Below are 22,574 nucleotides of genomic sequence, written 5' to 3'. Positions count from 1 at the left end.
GTTGGTAGTCAGCAGCATAGGCAAAGTTCACCGGGCGTGTAGGCCCGGTGCACGAGTATGCGCGTGAAGCGTTGGCGGGGAAAGCCCGCCCCGACGCGGCGGCCGTTGCCGGCTGCCGCAGGGGGAGGGAACTCAGCTGTTGGAGTTGTCGATCTTGATGGTCGGGTCGGCACCGCTGATCAACGAGTTGATCGTGGTGTTGGACCAGTTGACCCCTTCGAGCTTGATGCTCACATCGGCGTTGGCCAGGCCACCGGCGGCGTTGAGCTTGCCTTCGGTACTAACCTGCAGGGTCGACTCGCCTCCCACAGTGGTGATCTTCAGGAAGTTGTCGATGGTGCTGGCCTTTTCGCCCTGCAGCAGATCTCTCAGGTCGAGGCGGTCGCCTTCGCTTGCCTTGAAGTCCTTGATCACGTCGTTGCCCAGGTCGCCGGCCTTCCACACGAAGGTGTCGGCACCACTGCCACCGGTCATGATGTCATCGCCCTTGCCGCCAATGAGAATGTCATTGCCAGCACCGCCAAACAGCATGTCGTTGCCTTCACCGCCGAGCAGGGTGTCATTGCCGGTGCCGCCGAGCAGGATGTCGTTACCCTTGCCGCCGTCGATGTAGTCATTGCCACCCTGGCCGAAGATGATGTCGTTGCCGTTGCCGCCCAGCAAGGTATCGGCACCGTCGTTGCTGCGCGAGACATCGAACTCGGCATAGTTCTCGGTGATGTACTTGTGCATCGCCCGCGCGTCCACGCTGCCCGCGTCTACGCCGAGCTTGTCGGCGACATAGCCGCGGATCGCCTCGACACCGGTGCCGGCAACACCGTCGAAGACCATCAGGTCGCCGAAGATGATGTCGTTGCCGTCGCCACCGCTGACTGTATCGTTGCCCGGCTGTGTGACTTCGGTATGACCTAGGATGGCCTCGGCCAGCTTGCTCGGGTCAATGTTGGTCTGCGGCTTGCCGTCGGTGTCGTACGGTTTCAGGTCGTTGGTGTTGACGCCGTTGTTGAGGCCGATGGCCTCGACCTCGGACAGGCCCGAGAGCAACTTGAAGCTGTCCTGCGAGTTGCTCGTGGTGGCGGTGTTGGTGTCGTAGCCCAGACCACCCCGTGAAGACAGCTCGTAAGTGCCGTTACCTTCCGCGTGCAGCTCGCCCGATACGCCGTATTTCCAACCGTTGCGGTAGTACTGCACCTGCAGGTTGCCGGCGTTGTCGATGCTGACGTAGTTGGTGTTGCTGCTGTCGATGTAGCCGTTGTACGCCATGCCCGGCTTGTAGTTGATCGAAGCCAGGAAGGTGTCCAGGGTGATGCCAGAGGTGCCCAGGGTCGGGTTGGAGTTCTCGTTGGTCTGGTAGTAGGTCGGCTTGCCATCGGTGATGAAGAACGTCTGGTTGCTGCCGGTATTGCCACCATCCTTGAGGTTCTGGAACCAGTTGGCGGTGGTCTTGAAGGCGTCTTCGTAGTTGGTGCCGCCATCTGCCCGCAGATTGTTCAGGGCGTTGAGCAGCTGCTGCAGGCCGGCATCGTTCAGGGTCACCGCAACGCTGCTCTTGACCTGGGTGGCGAAGTCCACCAGGAGGATGTTCACGGTACCCGACTGGTCGCCCTTGACGCTGGCGGCCAGGGTCTTGAACACCGATTCCAGAGACTTTTTCGCCGCATCCACGCCGGATGAACCCATGCTGCCCGAGGTATCGACGATGAAGGCGAGGTTGTAGTCCTGGCCCGGCACCACGTGCAGGCCGGTGACGTCGGCAACCACCACATCGTTGCCGTCGGTGCCGGTGATGTTGTCGCTGTCCGAGGACAGGTTGCTGGTGGTGTAGGACTGCGGGTAGACGGTGACCTTGACGGTGCCTTCGCTGGTCGCCGTGCTGCCGCCGACGCTCTCGGTGGAGGTCGAGCTGACCTTCACGTCGAACTGGCCTTGGTAGTAAGCCGGCGGCTTGATGGTCAGGCTACCCAGGTTCCAGCCGGTGACGTCCACCGCGTCCTTGCCGACGGTGAAGGTATGGCCGGCGTTATCGGCCAGCACCGAGCCTGCCGGGATGCCGCTGAGCTTGACGCTCAGGGACTCGGAGCCGTCGGTGTCGGTGAGGTTGGTGCTGATGCCCACCAGCTTGACCGGGGCACCGTTCTCGCTGCCTTCGTTGAGCTTGTAGCCGTCGTAGTAGCCCTGGTTGTTGCTGCCGTGCAGGTCGCCAACGGTCACGCCGGCGTTGGTCAGGTCCTTGACGCTCGGGTACATCGGGATGTTCGAGCTGTTGAGGTCGGTGACCGCGCCGTTGCCCACCTTGATGTTGACGTCCAGGCTGCCGGGGCCGGCCTGGTTGGCGTTGTAGATCTCCAGAGTGTAGTAGCCGCTGGTGGTCGGGGTGAAGCTGCCGGAAATGGCGCCGCTGGCCGAGCCCCAGGTGCCGCTGGCGACGTTCTTGCCACCGACGACGATCTGCAGACTATCGTCGGCGGTGCCGCTGAACGAATAAGTCTTGCCGGCTTCCAGGTAGATCAGGCCGGAGGTCTTCGACCCTGTACCAGGCGTCACGGTGGCGACCGTGTCGACACCAGTGACGGTTTCGCTCTTGCTGGCATTGCCAGAGTTGGCGAAGACGTTCTTCAGTGCATCGCCGGTAATGCCGTTGCCGTTGCTACCCAGGCCGGTGAGGCTGTTCCAGGTTTCCTTGAGCAGGCCGATCGAGTTGACGTTGTTGTTGCCGATGTTCAAGTCCGGCTTGTCGGCCACCGGGGCTATATCGACCTTCAGGGTCACTTCGCCGCCGGCGTTGGTGCCGTCGTTGGGCTTGTACTTGATCTGCGCATAGTCGGCTTGCTTGTTGCCCACGCCGCTGCCGCCATAGCCGTCGACGCCCGACTGGTTGGCCAGCGGCACGAACTTGAGCTTGCCGGCGGCGATGTCGGCCTGGCTGATGTTCTGGTTGAGCGAGACATCCACCCACGAGGTGCCGTTGAAGAACTTCAGGCTGCCCAGGTCCGGCAGCTTGCTGATGGTCACCGACAGGCCGGTGTTGCCATCGGCGTCGCTGACGTTGAAGTCGCCCCACTTGAACACGTAGTCGGTGTCTTCGCTGCCGGTCACCGCACCACCGGTCGACACCGGCGCGTGGTCGTTGTCGATGATGGTGGTTGTGACGCTGGACTTGCTCGAGTCGACCTGCAGGTTCTCGAAGCCGCCGCCCGTGGCGCCGCTGATCTTGACCGTGAAGTTCTCCGAGCCCTCGACCAGCTTGTCGTCGATGGTCTTGATGTCGAAGCTGGTGCCGCTGCTGCCGGCCGGGATCTTCACGGTGACCACACCGGTGAAGTCCTGGCCGTCGGTGGCGGTGCCGCTGTAGGTCAGGGTGATGGTCACCTCGGACTTCGACGGGTTGCTCAGGGTCAGGTTGTAGTGGGCGGTGTCGCCTTCGGTCACCGAGGTGTCGCCGCTGATGCCGACGGTGGTGAGGTCGCCCTGGCCGCTCGGCTCGTCGGTGACGCTGGTGGTGACGGTGTTGCTGCCCAGGGTCAGCTTCTCGAAGTTGTCGCCACCGGCGACCGACTCGATCTTGTTGACGATGTTCGGTTGGCCACCGAGGTACGGGTCGTCCTTGGCGGTGATGGTGAAGGTGCCGCTGGCGCTGCCGCCCGGAATGGTGACCTTGGTGCCGTCGGTGAGGGTGAAGGTCAGGCCGTTGTGGCCGACTACCGACAGGCCTTGGGTATTGGTCAGGGTCACGGTGTAGGTGACCTGGCCGCCTTCGCTGACGGTGGTCTTGTCGGCAGACAGGGTGGCAACCACTTCACTGATGGTGTCGGTGATCTGCACGGTGGCGTTGCCACCCAGCTCGAGGTTCTCGAAGGTCTTGCCGGTGACTGCGGCATCGGTGATGCCGACGGTCAGCGAGCTGCCGTCCTTGAACACGTCGTCGCCTTGAGCTGCAGCCTTGTACTCGACCTGGGTCTGGCCGGCCGGAATGATTACCTTGGCACCGTTGCTCAGGGTCACGGTCAGGTCCTGCGCCAGTTTCTGGCTGACCTTGACGGTGAAGCTTGGCTGCTGGTCTTCGGTGACGTTGCCGTTGCCGACGATGGTGACCGAAACCTTGTCACCCTGGTTGCCGGTGCCGGGTGTGCCCGAACCTGGCTCGTCGGTGACGGAGGTCTTCACTTCGTTCTGACCCAGGGTCAGCTTCTCGAAGTTGTCCGCGCCGGTGACGCCGGTGATCTTGTTGCTGATGGTCGGCTGACCACCGACGAACACGTCGTCCGGCGCGTTGATGGTGGCGGTGCCAGTGGCGCTGCCGGCCGGGATGGTGACCTTGGTGCCGTCGTTGAGGGTGACGGTCAGGCCGTTGTGGCCGACTACCGACAGGCCTTGGGCGTTGGTCAGGGTCACGGTGTAGGTGATCTGGCCACCTTCGGACACGGTGGTCTTGTCGGCGGACAAGGTGGCCACGACTTCACTGATGGTGTCGTTGATCTGCACGGTAGCATTGCCGCCAAGCTCGAGGTTCTCGAACGTCTTGCCGACCACGCTGGCATCGCTGATGCCAACGGTGAGCGGGCCGCCGTCCTTGAACACGTCGTCGCCCTGGATCGGCGCCTTGTACTCGACCTGGGTCTGGCCAGCAGGGATCACTACCTTGGCGCCATTGCTCAGGGTGACGGTCAGGTCCTGGTCGAGCTTCTGGCTGACCTTGACGGTGAACGATGGCTGCTGGGCTTCGTTGACATCTCCGTTGCCGACGATGGTGACCGAGACCTTGTCACCCTGGTTACCGGTACCTGGAGTACCAGAGCCCGGTTCGTCGGTGACGGAGGTCTTCACTTCGTTCTGACCCAGGGTCAGCTTCTCGAAGTTGTCCGCGCCGGTGACACCGGTGATCTTGTTGCTGATGGTGGCCTGGCCACCGATGAATACGTCGTCCGGCGCGTTGATGGTGGCGGTGCCAGTGGCGCTGCCGGCCGGGATGGTGACCTTGGTGCCATCGGACAGGGTGAAGGTCAGGCCGTTGTGGCCGGTGACCGACAGGCCCTGGGCGTTGGTCAGGGTTACGGTGTAGGTGACCTGGCCGCCCTCGGTGACGGTGGTCTTGTCGGCAGACAGCGTGGCAACCACTTCACTGATGGTGTCGTTGATCTGCACGGTAGCATTGCCGCCAAGCTCGAGGTTCTCGAACGTCTTGCCGACTACGCTGGCATCGCTGATGCCAACGGTGAGCGGGCCGCCGTCCTTGAACACGTCGTCGCCCTGGATCGGCGCCTTGTACTCGACCTGGGTCTGGCCAGCAGGGATCACTACCTTGGCGCCATTGCTCAGGGTGACGGTCAGGTCCTGGTCGAGCTTCTGGCTGACCTTGACGGTGAACGATGGCTGCTGGGCTTCGTTGACATCTCCGTTGCCGACAATGGTGACCGAGACCTTGTCACCCTGGTTACCGGTGCCGGGCGTGCCCGAACCTGGCTCGTCGGTGACGGAGGTCTTCACTTCGTTCTGACCCAGGGTCAGCTTCTCGAAGTTGTCCGCGCCGGTGACGCCGATGATCTTGTTGCTGATGGTCGGCTGACCACCGACGAACACGTCGTCCGGCGCGTTGATGGTGGCGGTGCCAGTGGCGCTGCCGGCCGGGATGGTGACCTTGGTGCCGTCGGTGAGGGTGAAGGTCAGGCCGTTGTGGCCGGTGACCGACAGGCCCTGGGCATTGGTCAGGGTCACAGTGTAGGTGACCTGGCCACCTTCGGACACAGTGGTCTTGTCGGCGGACAGCGTGGCGACCACTTCACTGATGGTGTCGGTGATCTGCACGGTGGCATTGCCACCCAGTTCCAGGTTCTCGAAGGTATGGCCCGGAACCGTGGCATCGGTGATGCCGACGGTCAGTGAACTGCCGTCCTTGAACACGTCGTCGCCCTGGGCTGCGGCCTTATACTCGGTCTGGGTCTGACCGGCCGGGATCACCACCTTGTCGCCGTTGGACAGGGTGACAGTCAGGTCGTATCCAAGCTTCTGGCTGACCTTGACGGTGAACGAGGGCTGCTGGTCCTCGGTGACATTGCCATTGCCGACGATGGTGACGGACACCTTGTCGCCCTGGTTGTCGGTGCCCGGGGTTCCAGTGCCCGGCTCGTCGGTCACGGAGGTCTGCACCTCACCTTGGCCGAGGGTCAGTTTCTCGAAGTTGTCGGCACCGCTGACGGTCACCAGTTTGTTGCTGATGGTCGCCTGGCCGCCGACGAACACATCGTCCGGTGCATTGATGGTGGCAGTGCCGGTAGCGTTGCCGGCCGGGATGGTGACTTTGGTGCCATCGCTCAGGGTGAAGGTCAGGCCATTGTGGCCGTTGACCGGCAGACCTTGGGCGTTGGTCAGCGTCACGGTGTAGGTGATCTGGCCACCTTCGGACACAGTGCTCTTGTCGGCGGTCAGGGTCGCGACGACTTCGTTGATGGTATCGGTGATCTGCACAGTGGCGTTGCCACCGAGCTCCAGGTTTTCGAAGGTCTTGCCGGTGACTGCGGCATCGGTGATGCCGACGGTCAGCGAGCTGCCATCCTTGAACACATCGTCGCCCTGGGCGGCAGCCTTGTACTCGGTCTGGGTTTGACCGGCCGGGATCACCACCTTGTCGCCGTTGCTCAGAGTCACGGTCAGGTCCTGCGCCAGTTTCTGGCTGACCTTGACGGTGAACGACGGCTGCTGGTCTTCAGTGACATTGCCGTTGCCGACGATGGTGACGGTGACCTTGTCGCCTTGGTTATCGGTACCTGGAGTGCCGGTGCCTGGCTCGTCGGTCACGTTCGTGGTGACCGAGTTGTCGCCGAGGGTCAGCTTCTCGAAGTTATCCGCGCCGCTGACGCTTTCGATCTTGTTGACGATGCTTGGCTGGCCGCCGACGAACACGTCGTCCGGAGCGTTGATAGTGAAGGTGCCGCTGGCACTGCCGGCCGGAATGGTGACTTTGGTGCCGTCAGTCAGCGTGAAGGTCAGGCCATTGTGGCCGTTGACCGGCAGACCTTGGGCGTTGGTCAGCGTCACGGTGTAGGTGATCTGGCCGCCTTCACTGACGGTGGTTTTGTCGGCAGACAGGGTCGCGACGACTTCGCTGATGGTGTCGTTGATCTGAACGCTGGCGTTGCCGCCCAGCTCCAGACTTTCGAAAGCTTTGCCGTCAACGGCAGCATCGGTGATGCCGACGGTGAGGGTGTCGCCGTCTTTGAAGACGTCGTCGCCTTGGGTCTTGGCTTTGTACTCGGCTTCGGTCTGGCCGGCTGGAATGACGACTTTGTCGCCGTTCGACAGGGTTACGGTCAGGTCGTGGTCGAGCTTCTGGCTGACCTTGACGGTGAAGGCAGGCTGCTGGTCTTCGGTCACATCGCCTTTGCCGACGATGGTGACGGTGACCTTGTCGCCCTGGTTATCGGTACCTGGAGTGCCGGTGCCTGGCTCGTCGGTCACGGTCGTGGTGACCGAGTTGTCGCCGAGGGTCAGCTTCTCGAAGTTATCCGCGCCGCTGACGCTTTCGATCTTGTTGACAATCGAAGGCTGGCCGCCGACGAACACGTCGTCCGGAGCGTTGATAGTGAAGGTGCCGCTGGCGCTGCCGGCCGGTACGGTGACCTTGGTGCCATCGCTCAGGGTGAAGGTCAGGCCATTGTGGCCGTTGACCGGCAGACCTTGGGCGTTGGTCAGCGTCACGGTGTAGGTGATCTGGCCGCCTTCACTGACGGTGGTTTTGTCGGCAGACAGGGTCGCGACGACTTCGCTGATGGTGTCGGTGATCTGCACCGAGGCGTTGCCACCCAGTTCCAGGTTCTCGAAGGTCTTGCCATCGACGGCAGCATCGGTGATGCCGACGGTCAGGGTATCGCCGTCCTTGAAGACGTCATCACCTTGGGCCTTGGCTTTGTACTCGGTTTCGGTCTGACCGGCTGGAATGACGACTTTGTCGCCGTTCGACAGGGTTACGGTCAGGTCGTGGTCGAGTTTCTGGCTGACCTTGACGGTGAAGGCGGGTTGCTGGTCTTCGGCGACATCGCCTTTGCCGACGATGGTGACGGTAACCTTGTCGCCTTGGTTATCAGTACCTGGAGTGCCAGTACCTGGCTCGTCAGTCACGGTGGTGGTGACCGAGTTGTCGCCGAGGGTCAGTTTCTCGAAGTTGTCGCCACCGGCAACGGATTCGATCTTGTTGACGATCGAAGGCTGGCCACCGACAAACACGTCGTCCGGTGCGGTAATGGTGAAGGTGCCGCTGGCGCTGCCGGCCGGTACGGTGACCTTGGTGCCATCGCTCAGGGTGAAGGTCAGGCCATTGTGGCCGTTGACCGGCAGACCTTGGGCATTGGTCAGGGTGACGGTGTAGGTGATCTGGCCGCCTTCACTGACGGTGGTTTTGTCGGCAGACAGGGTCGCGACGACTTCGCTGATGGTGTCGTTGATCTGAACGCTGGCGTTGCCGCCCAGCTCCAGATTTTCGAAAGCTTTGCCGTCAACGGCAGCATCGGTGATGCCGACGGTCAGGGTATCGCCGTCCTTGAAGACGTCATCACCTTGAGCTTTGGCTTTGTACTCGGCTTCGGTCTGGCCGGCTGGAATGACGACTTTGTCGCCGTTCGACAGGGTTACGGTCAGGTCGTGGTCGAGTTTCTGGCTGACCTTGACGGTGAAGGCGGGTTGCTGGTCTTCGGCGACATCGCCTTTGCCGACGATGGTGACGGTAACCTTGTCGCCTTGGTTATCAGTACCTGGAGTGCCAGTACCTGGCTCGTCAGTCACGGTGGTGGTGACCGAGTTGTCGCCGAGGGTCAGTTTCTCGAAGTTGCCGCCACCGGCAACGGATTCGATCTTGTTGACAATCGAAGGCTGGCCGCCGACGAACACGTCGTCCGGTGCGGTGATGGTGAAGGTACCGCTGGCGCTGCCGGCCGGGATGGTGACCTTGGTGCCATCGGTCAGGGTGAAGGTCAGGCCATTGTGGCCGTTGACCGGCAGGCCCTGGGCGTTGGTCAGGGTGACGGTGTAGGTGATCTGGCCGCCTTCACTGACGGTGGTTTTGTCGGCAGACAGGGTCGCGACGACTTCGCTGATGGTGTCGTTGATCTGAACGCTGGCGTTGCCGCCCAGCTCCAGATTTTCGAAAGCTTTGCCGTCAACGGCAGCATCGGTGATGCCGACGGTCAGGGTATCGCCGTCCTTGAAGACGTCATCACCTTGAGCTTTGGCTTTGTACTCGGTTTCGGTCTGGCCGGCTGGAATGACGACTTTGTCGCCGTTCGACAGGGTTACGGTCAGGTCGTGGTCGAGCTTCTGGCTGACCTTGACGGTGAAGGCAGGCTGCTGGTCTTCGGTCACATCGCCTTTGCCGACGATGGTGACGGTGACCTTGTCGCCCTGGTTGTCGGTGCCTGGAGTACCGGTGCCTGGCTCGTCGGTGACGGAGGTTTTCACTTCGTCCTGACCCAGGGTCAGTTTTTCGAAGTTGTCGGCACCAGTCACGCCTTCCAGTTTGTTAGTGATGGTCGGCTGACCGCCGACGAATACGTCGTCCGGCGCATTGATGGTGAAGGTGCCGCTGGCGCTGCCGGCCGGTACGGTGACCTTAGTGCCATCGCTCAGGGTGAAGGTCAGGCCATTGTGGCCGTTGACCGGCAGACCTTGGGCATTGGTCAGGGTGACGGTGTAGGTGATCTGGCCGCCTTCACTGACGGTGGTTTTGTCGGCAGACAGGGTCGCGACGACTTCGCTGATGGTGTCGTTGATCTGAACGCTGGCGTTGCCGCCCAGCTCCAGATTTTCGAAAGCTTTGCCGTCAACGGCAGCATCGGTGATGCCGACGGTCAGGGTATCGCCGTCCTTGAAGACGTCATCACCTTGAGCTTTGGCTTTGTACTCGGTTTCGGTCTGACCGGCTGGAATGACGACTTTGTCGCCGTTCGACAGGGTTACGGTCAGGTCGTGGTCGAGCTTCTGGCTGACCTTGACGGTGAAGGCAGGCTGCTGGTCTTCGGTCACATCGCCTTTGCCGACGATGGTGACGGTGACCTTGTCGCCCTGGTTGTCGGTGCCTGGAGTACCGGTGCCTGGCTCGTCGGTGACGGAGGTTTTCACTTCGTCCTGACCCAGGGTCAGTTTTTCGAAGTTGTCGGCACCAGTCACGCCTTCCAGTTTGTTAGTGATGGTCGGCTGACCGCCGACGAATACGTCGTCCGGCGCATTGATGGTGATGGTGCCAGTGGCGCTGCCGGCCGGGATGGTGACCTTGGTGCCATCGCTCAGGGTGAAGGTCAGGCCGTTGTGGCCGGTGACCGACAGGCCTTGGGCGTTGGTCAGGGTCACGGTGTAGGTGATCTGGCCGCCCTCGGTGACGTTGGTCTTGTCGGCGGTGAGGGTCGCTACGACTTCGCTGATGGTGTCGGTGATCTGCACCGAGGCGTTACCACCGAGCTCGAGGTTCTCGAAGGTCTTGCCGGTGACCGACGCATCGGAAATGCCGACGGTGAGGGTGTCGCCATCCTTGAAGACGTCATCGCCTTGGGCGGTAGCCTTGTACTCAACCTGGGTTTGACCCGCTGGGATAACCACTTTATCGCCGTTGCTCAGGGTTACGGTCAGGTCCTGACCGAGTTTCAGGCTAACCTTGACGGTGAAACTTGGTTGCTGGTCTTCGGTGACCGCGCCGTTGCCATCGATGGTCACGGAAACCTTGTCGCCTTCGTTGCCAGTGCCTGGAGTGCCAGTACCTGGCTCATCGGTCACGGTCGTGGTGAGGGTGTCCTTGCCGAGCGTGAGCTGCTCGAAGTTATCCCCGCCGCTGACGCTTTCGAGCTTGTTGACGATCGAAGGCTGGCCGCCGACAAACACGTCGTCCGGAGCGGTGATGGTGAAGGTGCCGCTGGCGCTGCCGGCCGCAATGGTGACCTTGGTGCCATCGCTCAGGGTGAAGGTCAGGCCATTGTGGCCGTTGACCGGCAGACCCTGGGCATTGGTCAGCGTCACGGTGTAGGTGATCTGGCCACCTTCGGTGACGGTGGTCTTGTCTGCGGTCAGGGTTGCGACGACTTCGCTGATGGTGTCGGTGATCTGAACCGAGGCGTTGCCACCCAGCTCCAGATTTTCGAAAGCTTTGCCGTCAACGGCAGCATCGGTGATGCCGACGGTGAGGGTATCGCCATCCTTGAATACGTCATCGCCCTGGGCCTTGGCCTTGTATTCGGCTTCGGTCTGGCCGGCCGGGATCACGACCTTGTCGCCATTGGACAGGGTGACGGTCAGGTCATGGTCGAGCTTCTGGCTGACCTTGACGGTGAAGGCTGGCTGCTGGTCTTCGGTAACATCGCCTTTACCGACGATGGTGACGGTGACCTTGTCGCCTTGGTTATCAGTGCCTGGAGTGCCAGTACCTGGCTCGTCGTTCACGGTCGTGGTGACCGTGTTGTCGCCGAGGGTCAGCTTCTCGAATTTGTCGCCACCGGCAACCGATTCGATCTTGTTGACGATGCTCGGCTGGCCACCGACAAACACGTCGTCCGGGGCCGTGATGGTGAAGGTCCCGCTGGCACTGCCCGCCGGAATGGTGACTTTGGTGCCATCGGTCAGGGTGAAGGTCAGGCCGTTATGGCCAGTGACCGACAAGCCCTGGGCATTGGTCAGGGTCACGGTGTAAGTGATCTGGCCACCTTCCGACACAGTGGTCTTGTCGGCGGTCAGGGTCGCGACGACTTCGCTGACGGTATCGGTGATCTGCACGGTGGCATCGCCACCCAGCTGCAGGTTCTCGAAGGTCTTGCCATCAACGACTGCATCAGTGATGCCGACGGTCAGCGAACTGCCATCCTTGAAGACGTCATCGCCCTGGGCATCCGCCTTATACTCGACCTGGGTCTGGCCAGCCGGAATCACCACCTTGGCACCATTGCTCAGGGTGACAGTGAGATCCTGGTCCAGCTTCTGGTTGACCTTGACGGTGAAGGATGGCTGCAGGTCCTCGGTGACATCGCCGTTGCTGACGATGGTGACAGATACCTTGTTGCCGGTATCCGGATCATCAGTGACGGTAGTGGTGAGTGTCTCCTTGCCGAGCGTCAGCTTCTCGAAGTTGTCCGCGCCGCTGACACCTTCGAGCTTGTTCACGATCGAGGGCTGGCCGCCGACGAATACGTCGCTCGGGGCGGTGATGGTGAAGGTACCGCTGCCGCTGCCGGCCGGTACGGTGACCTTGGTGCCATCGCTCAGGGTGAAGGTCAGGCCATTGTGGCCGGTGACCGACAGGCCTTGGGCATTGGTCAGGGTCACGGTGTAGGTGATCTGGCCGCCTTCCGTGACAGTGGTCTTGTCGGCGGTGAGGGTCGCTACGACTTCACTGATGGTGTCGGTGATTTGAACCGAGGCGTTGCCACCCAGCTCCAGGTTCTCGAAGGATTTGCCGTCAACGGCAGCATCGGTGATGCCGACGGTCAGGGTATCGCCGTCCTTGAAGACGTCATCACCTTGGGCCTTGGCTTTGTACTCGGTTTCGGTCAGACCGGCTGGAATGACGACTTTGTCGCCGTTCGACAGGGTTACGGTCAGGTCGTGGTCGAGTTTCTGGCTGACCTTGACGGTGAAGGCGGGTTGCTGGTCTTCGGTGACATCGCCTTTGCCGACGATGGTGACGGTGACCTTGTCGCCCTGGTTGTCGGTGCCTGGAGTACCGGTGCCTGGCTCGTCGGTGACGGAGGTTTTCACTTCGTCCTGACCCAGGGTCAGTTTTTCGAAGTTGTCGGCGCCGGTGACGCCTTCCAGCTTGTTGGTGATGGTCGGTTGGCCACCGACGAACACGTCATCCGGTGCGGTAATGGTGAAGGTGCCGCTGGCGCTGCCGGCCGGTACGGTGACCTTGGTGCCATCGCTCAGGGTAAAGGTCAGGCCATTGTGGCCGTTGACCGGCAGACCTTGGGCGTTGGTCAGCGTCACGGTGTAGGTGATCTGGCCGCCTTCACTGACGGTGGTTTTGTCGGCAGACAGGGTCGCGACGACTTCGCTGATGGTGTCGTTGATCTGAACGCTGGCGTTGCCGCCCAGCTCCAGATTTTCGAAAGCTTTGCCGTCAACGGCAGCATCGGTGATGCCGACGGTCAGGGTATCGCCGTCCTTGAAGACGTCATCACCTTGAGCTTTGGCTTTGTACTCGGCTTCGGTCTGGCCGGCTGGAATGACGACTTTGTCGCCGTTCGACAGGGTTACGGTCAGGTCGTGGTCGAGCTTCTGGCTGACCTTGACGGTGAAGGCAGGCTGCTGGTCTTCGGTCACATCGCCTTTGCCGACGATGGTGACGGTGACCTTGTCGCCCTGGTTATCGGTACCTGGAGTGCCGGTGCCTGGCTCGTCGGTCACGGTCGTGGTGACCGAGTTGTCGCCGAGGGACAGTTTCTCGAAGTTGTCGCCACCGGCAACCGATTCGATCTTGTTGACGATGCTCGGCTGTCCGCCGACGAACACGTCGTCCGGTGCGGTGATGGTGAAGGTGCCGCTGGCGCTGCCGGCCGGTACGGTGACCTTGGTGCCATCGCTCAGGGTGAAGGTCAGGCCATTGTGGCCGTTGACCGGCAGACCTTGGGCGTTGGTCAGCGTCACGGTGTAGGTGATCTGGCCGCCTTCACTGACGGTGGTTTTGTCGGCAGACAGGGTCGCGACGACTTCGCTGATGGTGTCGTTGATCTGAACGCTGGCGTTGCCGCCCAGCTCCAGATTTTCGAAAGCTTTGCCGTCAACGGCAGCATCGGTGATGCCGACGGTGAGGGTGTCGCCGTCTTTGAAGACGTCGTCGCCTTGGGTCTTGGCTTTGTACTCGGCTTCGGTCTGGCCGGCTGGAATGACGACTTTGTCGCCGTTCGACAGGGTTACGGTCAGGTCGTGGTCGAGCTTCTGGCTGACCTTGACGGTGAAGGCAGGCTGCTGGTCTTCGGTCACATCGCCTTTGCCGACGATGGTGACGGTGACCTTGTCGCCCTGGTTATCGGTACCTGGAGTGCCGGTGCCTGGCTCGTCGGTCACGGTCGTGGTGACCGAGTTGTCGCCGAGGGTCAGCTTCTCGAAGTTATCCGCGCCGCTGACGCTTTCGATCTTGTTGACAATCGAAGGCTGGCCGCCGACGAACACGTCGTCCGGAGCGTTGATAGTGAAGGTGCCGCTGGCGCTGCCGGCCGGTACGGTGACCTTGGTGCCATCGCTCAGGGTGAAGGTCAGGCCATTGTGGCCGTTGACCGGCAGACCTTGGGCGTTGGTCAGCGTCACGGTGTAGGTGATCTGGCCGCCTTCACTGACGGTGGTTTTGTCGGCAGACAGGGTCGCGACGACTTCGCTGATGGTGTCGGTGATCTGCACCGAGGCGTTGCCACCCAGTTCCAGGTTCTCGAAGGTCTTGCCATCGACGGCAGCATCGGTGATGCCGACGGTCAGGGTATCGCCGTCCTTGAAGACGTCATCACCTTGGGCCTTGGCTTTGTACTCGGTTTCGGTCTGACCGGCTGGAATGACGACTTTGTCGCCGTTCGACAGGGTTACGGTCAGGTCGTGGTCGAGTTTCTGGCTGACCTTGACGGTGAAGGCGGGTTGCTGGTCTTCGGCGACATCGCCTTTGCCGACGATGGTGACGGTAACCTTGTCGCCTTGGTTATCAGTACCTGGAGTGCCAGTACCTGGCTCGTCAGTCACGGTGGTGGTGACCGAGTTGTCGCCGAGGGTCAGTTTCTCGAAGTTGTCGCCACCGGCAACGGATTCGATCTTGTTGACGATCGAAGGCTGGCCACCGACAAACACGTCGTCCGGTGCGGTAATGGTGAAGGTGCCGCTGGCGCTGCCGGCCGGTACGGTGACCTTGGTGCCATCGCTCAGGGTGAAGGTCAGGCCATTGTGGCCGTTGACCGGCAGACCCTGGGCATTGGTCAGCGTCACGGTGTAGGTGATCTGGCCACCTTCGGTGACGGTGGTCTTGTCTGCGGTCAGGGTTGCGACGACTTCGCTGATGGTGTCGGTGATCTGAACCGAGGCGTTGCCACCCAGCTCCAGATTTTCGAAAGCTTTGCCGTCAACGGCAGCATCGGTGATGCCGACGGTGAGGGTATCGCCATCCTTGAATACGTCATCGCCCTGGGCCTTGGCCTTGTATTCGGCTTCGGTCTGGCCGGCCGGGATCACGACCTTGTCGCCATTGGACAGGGTGACGGTCAGGTCATGGTCGAGCTTCTGGCTGACCTTGACGGTGAAGGCTGGCTGCTGATCTTCGGTGACATCGCCTTTGCCGACGATGGTGACGGTGACTTTGTCGCCCTGGTTGTCGGTGCCTGGAGTGCCGGTGCCTGGCTCGTCGGTCACGGTCGTGGTGACCGAGTTGTCGCCGAGGGTCAGTTTCTCGAAGTTGCCGCCACCGGCAACGGATTCGATCTTGTTGACAATCGAAGGCTGGCCGCCGACGAACACGTCGTCCGGTGCGGTGATGGTGAAGGTACCGCTGGCGCTGCCGGCCGGGATGGTGACCTTGGTGCCATCGGTCAGGGTGAAGGTCAGGCCGTTGTGGCCGGTGACCGACAGGCCCTGGGCATTGGTCAGCGTGACGGTGTAGGTGATCAGGCCGCCTTCACTGACGGTGGTTTTGTCGGCAGACAGGGTCGCGACGACTTCGCTGATGGTGTCGTTGATCTGAACGCTGGCGTTGCCGCCCAGCTCCAGATTTTCGAAAGCTTTGCCGTCAACGGCAGCATCGGTGATGCCGACGGTCAGGGTATCGCCGTCCTTGAAGACGTCATCACCTTGAGCTTTGGCTTTGTACTCGGTTTCGGTCTGACCGGCTGGAATGACGACTTTGTCGCCGTTCGACAGGGTTACGGTCAGGTCGTGGTCGAGCTTCTGGCTGACCTTGACGGTGAAGGCAGGCTGCTGGTCTTCGGTCACATCGCCTTTGCCGACGATGGTGACGGTGACCTTGTCGCCCTGGTTGTCGGTGCCTGGAGTACCGGTGCCTGGCTCGTCGGTGACGGAGGTTTTCACTTCGTCCTGACCCAGGGTCAGTTTTTCGAAGTTGTCGGCACCAGTCACGCCTTCCAGTTTGTTAGTGATGGTCGGCTGACCGCCGACGAATACGTCGTCCGGCGCATTGATGGTGATGGTGCCAGTGGCGCTGCCGGCCGGGATGGTGACCTTGGTGCCATCGGTCAGGGTGAAGGTCAGGCCGTTGTGGCCGGTGACCGACAGGCCCTGGGCGTTGGTCAGGGTCACGGTGTAGGTGATCTGGCCGCCCTCGGTGACGTTGGTCTTGTCGGCGGTGAGGGTCGCTACGACTTCACTGACGGTGTCGGTGATCTGCACGGTGGCATCGCCACCCAACTGCAGGTTCTCGAAGGTCTTGCCCGTCACGCTGGCATCGGTCACGCCGAGGGTCACGGAGCCGGCGTCCTTGAATACGTCGTCGCCTTGGGCCGGCAGGCTGTAGGTGGCCTGGGTCTGGCCGGCGCCGATAACCACAGTGGCGCCATTGGAAAGGGTCACGGTCAGGTCATGGTCGAGCTTCTGGCTGACTGAAACAGTAAAGGTCGGCTGTTCGGCCTCGGTCACGTTGCCATTGCTGGCGATGCTGACGGTCACCGTGTCGATGCTGTCGCTGATCACGGTCTGGGTTGGCGTGGTGTCGGGCACCAGTTTTTCGAAGTTGCCGCCGGTGGCGCCGGTGATGCTGGTGCTGACCGTGCTGCCGTTGACGAACACATCGTTGGCCGGGGTCTGGAAGTCGACGCTGCCAGCGCTTTCGCCGGCTTTGACGGTAATAGTCTGGCCATTGGACAGAGTGACGCTGACCGGAGTCTGGGCCGGGTTGGTCAGAGTCACGGTGTAGGTGATCACGCCGCCTTCGGTGACGCTTGGGGTCGCGGTCAGGGTGGCAGTGGTAGTGTCGATCGAATCGTTGATCTTCGTTTCCGCTGGTGCCGGGTTCGGCTCCAGTTTCTCGAAGTTGCCGCCCGTTGTGCCCGTGATCGTGGTGCTTACAGTGCTGCCATTGTTATAGACGTCATTGGCCGGGGTCTGGAAGTCAACGCTGCCGGACGACTTGCCGGCGTCGATGGTGACGGTCTGTCCGTTGGACAGGGTGATGGTGACTGGAGTCTGGGCCGGGTTGGTCAGAGTCACGGTGTAGGTGATCACGCCACCTTCGGTCACACTTGGGGTCGCGGTCAGGGTGGCGGTGGTAGTGTCGACGGAGTCGTTGATCTTCGTTTCCGCTGGTGCTGGGTTCGCCACCAGATTCTCGAAGTTGCCGCCCGTTGCCCCCGTGATCGTGGTGCTTACAGTGCTGCCATTGTTATAGACGTCATTGGCCGGGGTCTGGAAATCAACGCTGCCTGACGACTTGCCGGCTTCGATGGTGACGGTCTGGCCATTGGACAGGATGACGGTGACCGGGGTCTGGGCCGGGTTGGTCAGGGTCACGGTGTAGGTGATCACGCCACCTTCGGTCACGCTTGGATTGGCGGTCAGCGTGGCAGTTGTGGTGTCGATGGTGTCGGTGACCTGGGTCACCGCCGGGGTGGTACTCGGCGTGACGATCAGGCCATTGCCGCCGCTTGTACCGGTGATGGTCGCGGAAATCTGGCCGCCATCAATGTAGGGCGTGTCGTTGGCCGGGATATTGACGTTGACGGTGCCGGTAGTCTGGCCGGCCGGGATCACGATGACGGCGCCGTTGGACAGGGTCACGGTCAGGTTGGTCAGCGGAGGCTGGCCGACGGTGGCGGTATAGACGATGACGCCACCCGCCTCGGTGATCGTGGGGGTGGCGCTCAGGGTCAGACCGGTGGTGAGCGGGACGTTGGCCGTGTTGGTGCTGGCAGCGTTGCCGTCCAGTCCGCCCAGCTCCTCGACCGCCAGGCCGTTGCCGAAGCCTATCGGGCCGGTGGGGAAGCCGATGGTCGCGTCGACCACTCCGGCGGTTTCCTGAAGCAGGACGAAGCTATGCCCGCCGCCTACCGAACCGCCGCCCGCCGCGGCCGGGCCGGCTGCGGTGGCTTCAAGTTCGGTGGTTGGGTCGACGCCGGCGGCAATGGCTTGCTGCAGCTCTTCGACCGAGGGCGCCGCCTGGGCGGTGGCCTGGCTCAGGTCAATACTGCTGTCGGGGGCGTCGGCACTCCACTGGGTGTCGCGACCGAGGTCGAGCAAACGGCCGTCGGCCAGCTCCAGAGTGACCGCGCCGCCAGTGCCGGTGTCTACCTGTTCACCGGCAAGCAGGCGATCGCCTTCGATCAGAACGCGCCGGATGCCTTCTGGGGAAACTGCGATGACTTGGCCAACAATGCTTTTGACGATGGCAACAACAGTGCTCATTGGACTCTCCGGACTACCCGTTCAGTTGGCTTCCATGCCCGGCCGGCATTCGAAGGCGGCGACTGATGGAATGTTTCAATAATGTTTTTGACGCATAATTGCGTCAATTTTACGTCTATAATTTCTGGCTATTAAGTTTATGCCAAACTATTGACCTTCTGGCTGCCATCCTAAACAATCGCCAAGGTAATGTCACATTGATATTTGGCCAGCCAACCCCTTTCTTTTGTATTAATCGCACTGCCTATTCGGAAGCTTCCTACATACAGATCAGGGTTCGCCATTTTCCAAGGCAGGCACGGCTTCGGCTGTGATTTGGGACAACAGCTCTCTCGGGAACCAGTAAAAATGCGTGCGTCACTGTTCACCGCTCTTCCTTTCGCTCTCGCCGCCTCTTTCGTTCAAGCACAAACCTTGCCCGAAGCCATGCAGAAGGCCCTCGAGGTACACCCGGAAATCCAGGCCGGCGTGAACGCGCGCACGGCCGCGGACTATCAACTGCGTGCAGCCCAGGGCGGCTATTTGCCGCGGGTCGATGTGACGGCCGGTTATGGCCGCGAGGGCACCGACAGCCCAAGCACCCGCAACCGCTGGGAGACGCTCAACCGTGGCGAATCGGCGATCCGCCTGCGGCAAATGGTCTTTGACGGTTTTGCCACCTCCAGCGAGGTCGGGCGTCAACAAGCCACCGTCAACGCACGTGCCTACTCCCTGCTGGGGACCTCCGAGCGCACCGCGCTGACCGTCGCCCAGGTCTACCTGGACGTGCTATCGCGCCGTGAGATGGTGCGCCTGGCCGAAGAAAACCTGCGCAACCACGATCGTATCCTCGACCAGATCAAGTTGCGCACCAGCCGTGGCGTAGGCCGCATGGCCGACCTCGACCAGGCCGAAGCGCGCCAGGCCCAGGCCCGCAACAACCTGATCACCGAGCAGACCAACCTGGCCGATGCCAACACCAACTACCTGAGCGTCGTCGGGCAAATGCCCGACGAGTTAAGCACGCCCGCGCCATTTGTCGACCTGTTGCCGGCGACCCTCGATGAAGCTCGCCACCAGTTGGTCGAAGAGAGCCCGATCCTGCGTTCGGCCGAGTCGGACATCGCGGCTGCCGAGAAGCAATACGAAGCGGCAAAGTCTACGTTCTATCCACGTTTCGATGCCGAACTCGGACGAACGGCCGACAACAACCTCGACGGCGCGGTCGGCCACAACAACGAATGGCAGGCCATGCTGCGCATGAACTTCAACCTGTACGCCGGCGGCAGCAACAAGGCGGACCTGGAATCGAAGTCGTATCTGGCCAACCAGGCACTGGACATCCGCAACAACGCCTTGCGACAGCTCAATGAGGAGTTAGGCCTGGCATGGAATGCTCTGGAAAACGCCAACGCCCAGGTGCCGATCGCCCAGCAGTACGTCGATCACAGCAACCGGGTGCGCAGCGCCTATCAGCAGCAGTTCGGCCTGGGCGAGCGAACCCTGCTCGACTTGCTCGACAGCGAGAATGAAACCTTCACCGCCCAGCGCCGCCTGGTGGAGGTGAAGAACATACAAATGTTTACTCAGTACCGAATCAAGGCGACCATCGGCCAGTTGCTCAAGAGCCAGGGTGTCGTCGCGCCGATGGCGACGGTTGTGCAGAACGACCTGAAGCCCAAGGTGAACCTGCCGGGCATGAACTGAGGGAAGTCTTGAGTATCCCTGGCTCCTTCCGACGGTGGCTGCAGGCCGTTGGTTGGAGCGGGTTCAGCTGTTGGAATGGTCGACCTTGATGGTCGGATCGGCACCGCTGATCAGTGACTGGATCGTGGTGTTCGACCAGTTGACACCCTCGAGCTTGATGCTGACATCGGCATTTGCCAAGCCGCCGGCAGCGTTCAGTTTGCCGTCGCTGCTCGCCTGTAGCGTGGTCTCGCCGTCGACAGTGGTGATTCTGAGGAAGTTGTCGATGGCAATGTCCTCCTCACTCTGTAGCAGATCGCGCAGGTCGAGTCGGTCGCCTTCCTGGACGTTGAAGTCCCGGATCACATCGTTACCTTCGTCGCCGGCCCTCCACACGAAGGTATCGGCCCCTTTGCCTCCGATCAGCACGTCGTCACCTTTGCCACCCTCTATGTGATCGTCGCCACCCTGGCCGAAGATAATGTCCTGGCCAGCACCGCCCAGCAGTGTGTCGGCTCCATCATTTCTGCCCGAAACGTTAAATTCGGCGCTGTGCTCGGTGATGAAATTGTGCATGGTTTCGGTATTTACAGCATTCACCGGCATGTTCAATTTGTCGGCGACGTAATCTTGAATTGCATGAACACCAGCGCTGGCGATGCCGTCGAAGGTGATCAGGTCGCCGAAAAGAATGTCGTTGCCGCCACCACCATTGACGGTATCGTTACCCGGTCGGACAGACTCGGTGGTTCCGAAGATAGCCTCGGCCAGCTTGCTCGGGTCGATATTGGCCTGCGGCACGCCGTCGGAATCAAAAGGGTTCAGTTCCACAAGCTGGATACTGTCATTTATGCCGATGGCCTCGACATTGGACAGGTCTTTCAGCAGTTCGAAGCTGGCAAGTGCGTTGAGGAGGGAGTTAGGGCCCTGCTTTGGGTTTTCATGTACGACAGTAGACAGTTCGTAACCGCCATGGCCATTTGCGTACAATTTCCCAAGTGGCTCATGCTTCCATGTTTTATCGCTGTAATAGCTCAGCGTCAGGCTGCCATCGCTATCGATATTTATAGTGGAAGTGCCGCTGCCAAGGTGGCCGTTGTATGTCATGCCCTTCTGATAATCTATAGTGCTCAGGAAACTATCCAGAGTAGTGCCTGAGTCACCCAGTATCGGGTTGATGCGCTCTTCTTGATAATGGGTTGGTACGCCATCGGTGAGGAAGAACGTCTGGTTACTGGCACAGCTGCCAGCACTCTGGAGATTATTGAACCAATTGGCAGTTGTCTTGAATGCATCTTCATAGTTTGTGCCAGCGTTATCGCCCTCTCCCGGTTTGAGGGTGTTCAAGGCATCGAGCAATTGCTTTAAGCCTTCTTCGTTCAGGGTAACCGAAACGATGCTGTTGACGTTGGAGGAGAAGTCCACCAGGAGGATGTTCACGCTGCCTGAGTGGGCGCTCTGGGCGCTGGCGGCCAATACCTTGAACACTGTCTCGAGAGACTTTTTCGCTGCACCGACGCCTTCTTCTTTCATACTGGCAGAGGTGTCCACGATGAACGCAAGGTTGTAGTTCTGCCCGGGCAGGACACGCCAGCCCGCAATGTCTGCCACAACGATATTGTGATCAGCGGTGAGGGCGTAGGTGTCATCTCCCTCGTTCAGATTGATGCCGACGTAGGCCTGCGGCTGATCAGTAAAGGATGACGTCGCGTTAGGTGCATGGATCGTGTTGAGCGCCCGAGCGCCTGAGGTATATGCATTGCCAGGGGATTCGTGGAGATCGCTACAACTCGATGGCGTGCCAGTATCGGTTGGGAAGCCGATTCTCGGGGCGACCATCCCTGCGGTTTCTTCTAGCATGACGCTGCTGTGGCCACCGTCATCAGGGGCGTTTGGGGCGACGATTGGGATATCGAATTCGATAGTCGCGTCTGCGCCCACCGTGGTGGTTTGCTGCAGTGCTTCGCTCGACGATGCGGCTGTGCTGAGGTCGCTGCTGCCTGGAGGAGTGCCGGTCCACCGGGTGTCGCCACCCAGTTCGAAGATGCGACCATCGGCCAGTTCAAGGGTCACCGAGCCGCCGATGCCAGTGTCGAGTTGCTCTCCGGCAAGCAAGCGGTCGCCTTCGATCAATATACGCTGGATACCCTCTGGAGAAACTGCGATAACCTGGCCAACAAGGCTTTTTACGATGGCGGCAACAGTGCTCATTTAACTCTCCAAACTTTTATGCAGGGGTCTGCCATAGTGGCGGCCATGTGGTTATGTCACTTGGGCTTGGTGTGCTTGAATATGTGGCGCAAGCTTTAGGCTTTGCCTGCTCGATGGGCATGCTGCGTTGAAATAGGCTCGAGTTGAACTTTTACAGCCTGTAGGTTCGAGCACGGCCCGACCGCTCTTCGCCTTTTTTTGCCTTGCCTGATCGCCGCGCGACAACTATTCGTGATAACCCTAGGCCTGACTATGCCCCTAGGGTTTGCCTGAGTCCTTGGCATGTTTCGGATGATGCTAATCAATAATTTTTTCACTTCATATCGGAAATCGTGTTTCTGAAGAGTATTCCT

The 22,574-nt window shown here is 60.9% G+C and carries 3 protein-coding genes; 1 reads left to right on the top strand and 2 read right to left on the bottom strand.

Features of this window, described 5'->3' with window-relative positions; genetic code table 11:
- Positions 1-132: 132 nt before the first annotated feature.
- On the bottom strand, positions 133-18,345 hold the full coding sequence (locus tag C3F42_RS16140) for an immunoglobulin-like domain-containing protein (RefSeq protein ID WP_104444636.1): 18,213 nt from the start codon (positions 18,343-18,345) through the stop codon (positions 133-135).
- 348 nt (positions 18,346-18,693) lie between these two features.
- Between C3F42_RS16140 and C3F42_RS16135 the strand changes: the two genes are divergently transcribed.
- Entirely contained in the window at positions 18,694-20,031 is a 1,338-nt protein-coding gene (locus C3F42_RS16135) for a TolC family outer membrane protein (protein WP_038707140.1), read from the top strand.
- Positions 20,032-20,094: 63 nt separating this feature from the next.
- On the opposite strand, the gene C3F42_RS16130 is transcribed toward C3F42_RS16135, so the two are convergent.
- Positions 20,095-22,221, bottom strand: a complete 2,127-nt coding sequence (locus C3F42_RS16130) for a retention module-containing protein (protein ID WP_094011627.1) — start codon at positions 22,219-22,221, stop codon at positions 20,095-20,097.
- Positions 22,222-22,574 lie beyond the last annotated feature (353 nt).

The organism is Pseudomonas sp. PONIH3 (genome assembly GCF_002934345.1).
Classification (GTDB): domain Bacteria; phylum Pseudomonadota; class Gammaproteobacteria; order Pseudomonadales; family Pseudomonadaceae; genus Aquipseudomonas; species Aquipseudomonas soli.
This window is presented reverse-complemented; position numbering and strand designations above follow the sequence as displayed.

What these genes read in the sequence shown, in the direction of transcription:
- C3F42_RS16140 (WP_104444636.1), bottom strand. Translation starts at nt 18,345, where the DNA reads ATGAGCACTGTTGTTGCCATCGTCAAAAGCATTGTTGGCCAAGTCATC.
- C3F42_RS16135 (WP_038707140.1), top strand. Translation starts at nt 18,694, where the DNA reads ATGCGTGCGTCACTGTTCACCGCTCTTCCTTTCGCTCTCGCCGCCTCT.
- C3F42_RS16130 (WP_094011627.1), bottom strand. Translation starts at nt 22,221, where the DNA reads ATGAGCACTGTTGCCGCCATCGTAAAAAGCCTTGTTGGCCAGGTTATC.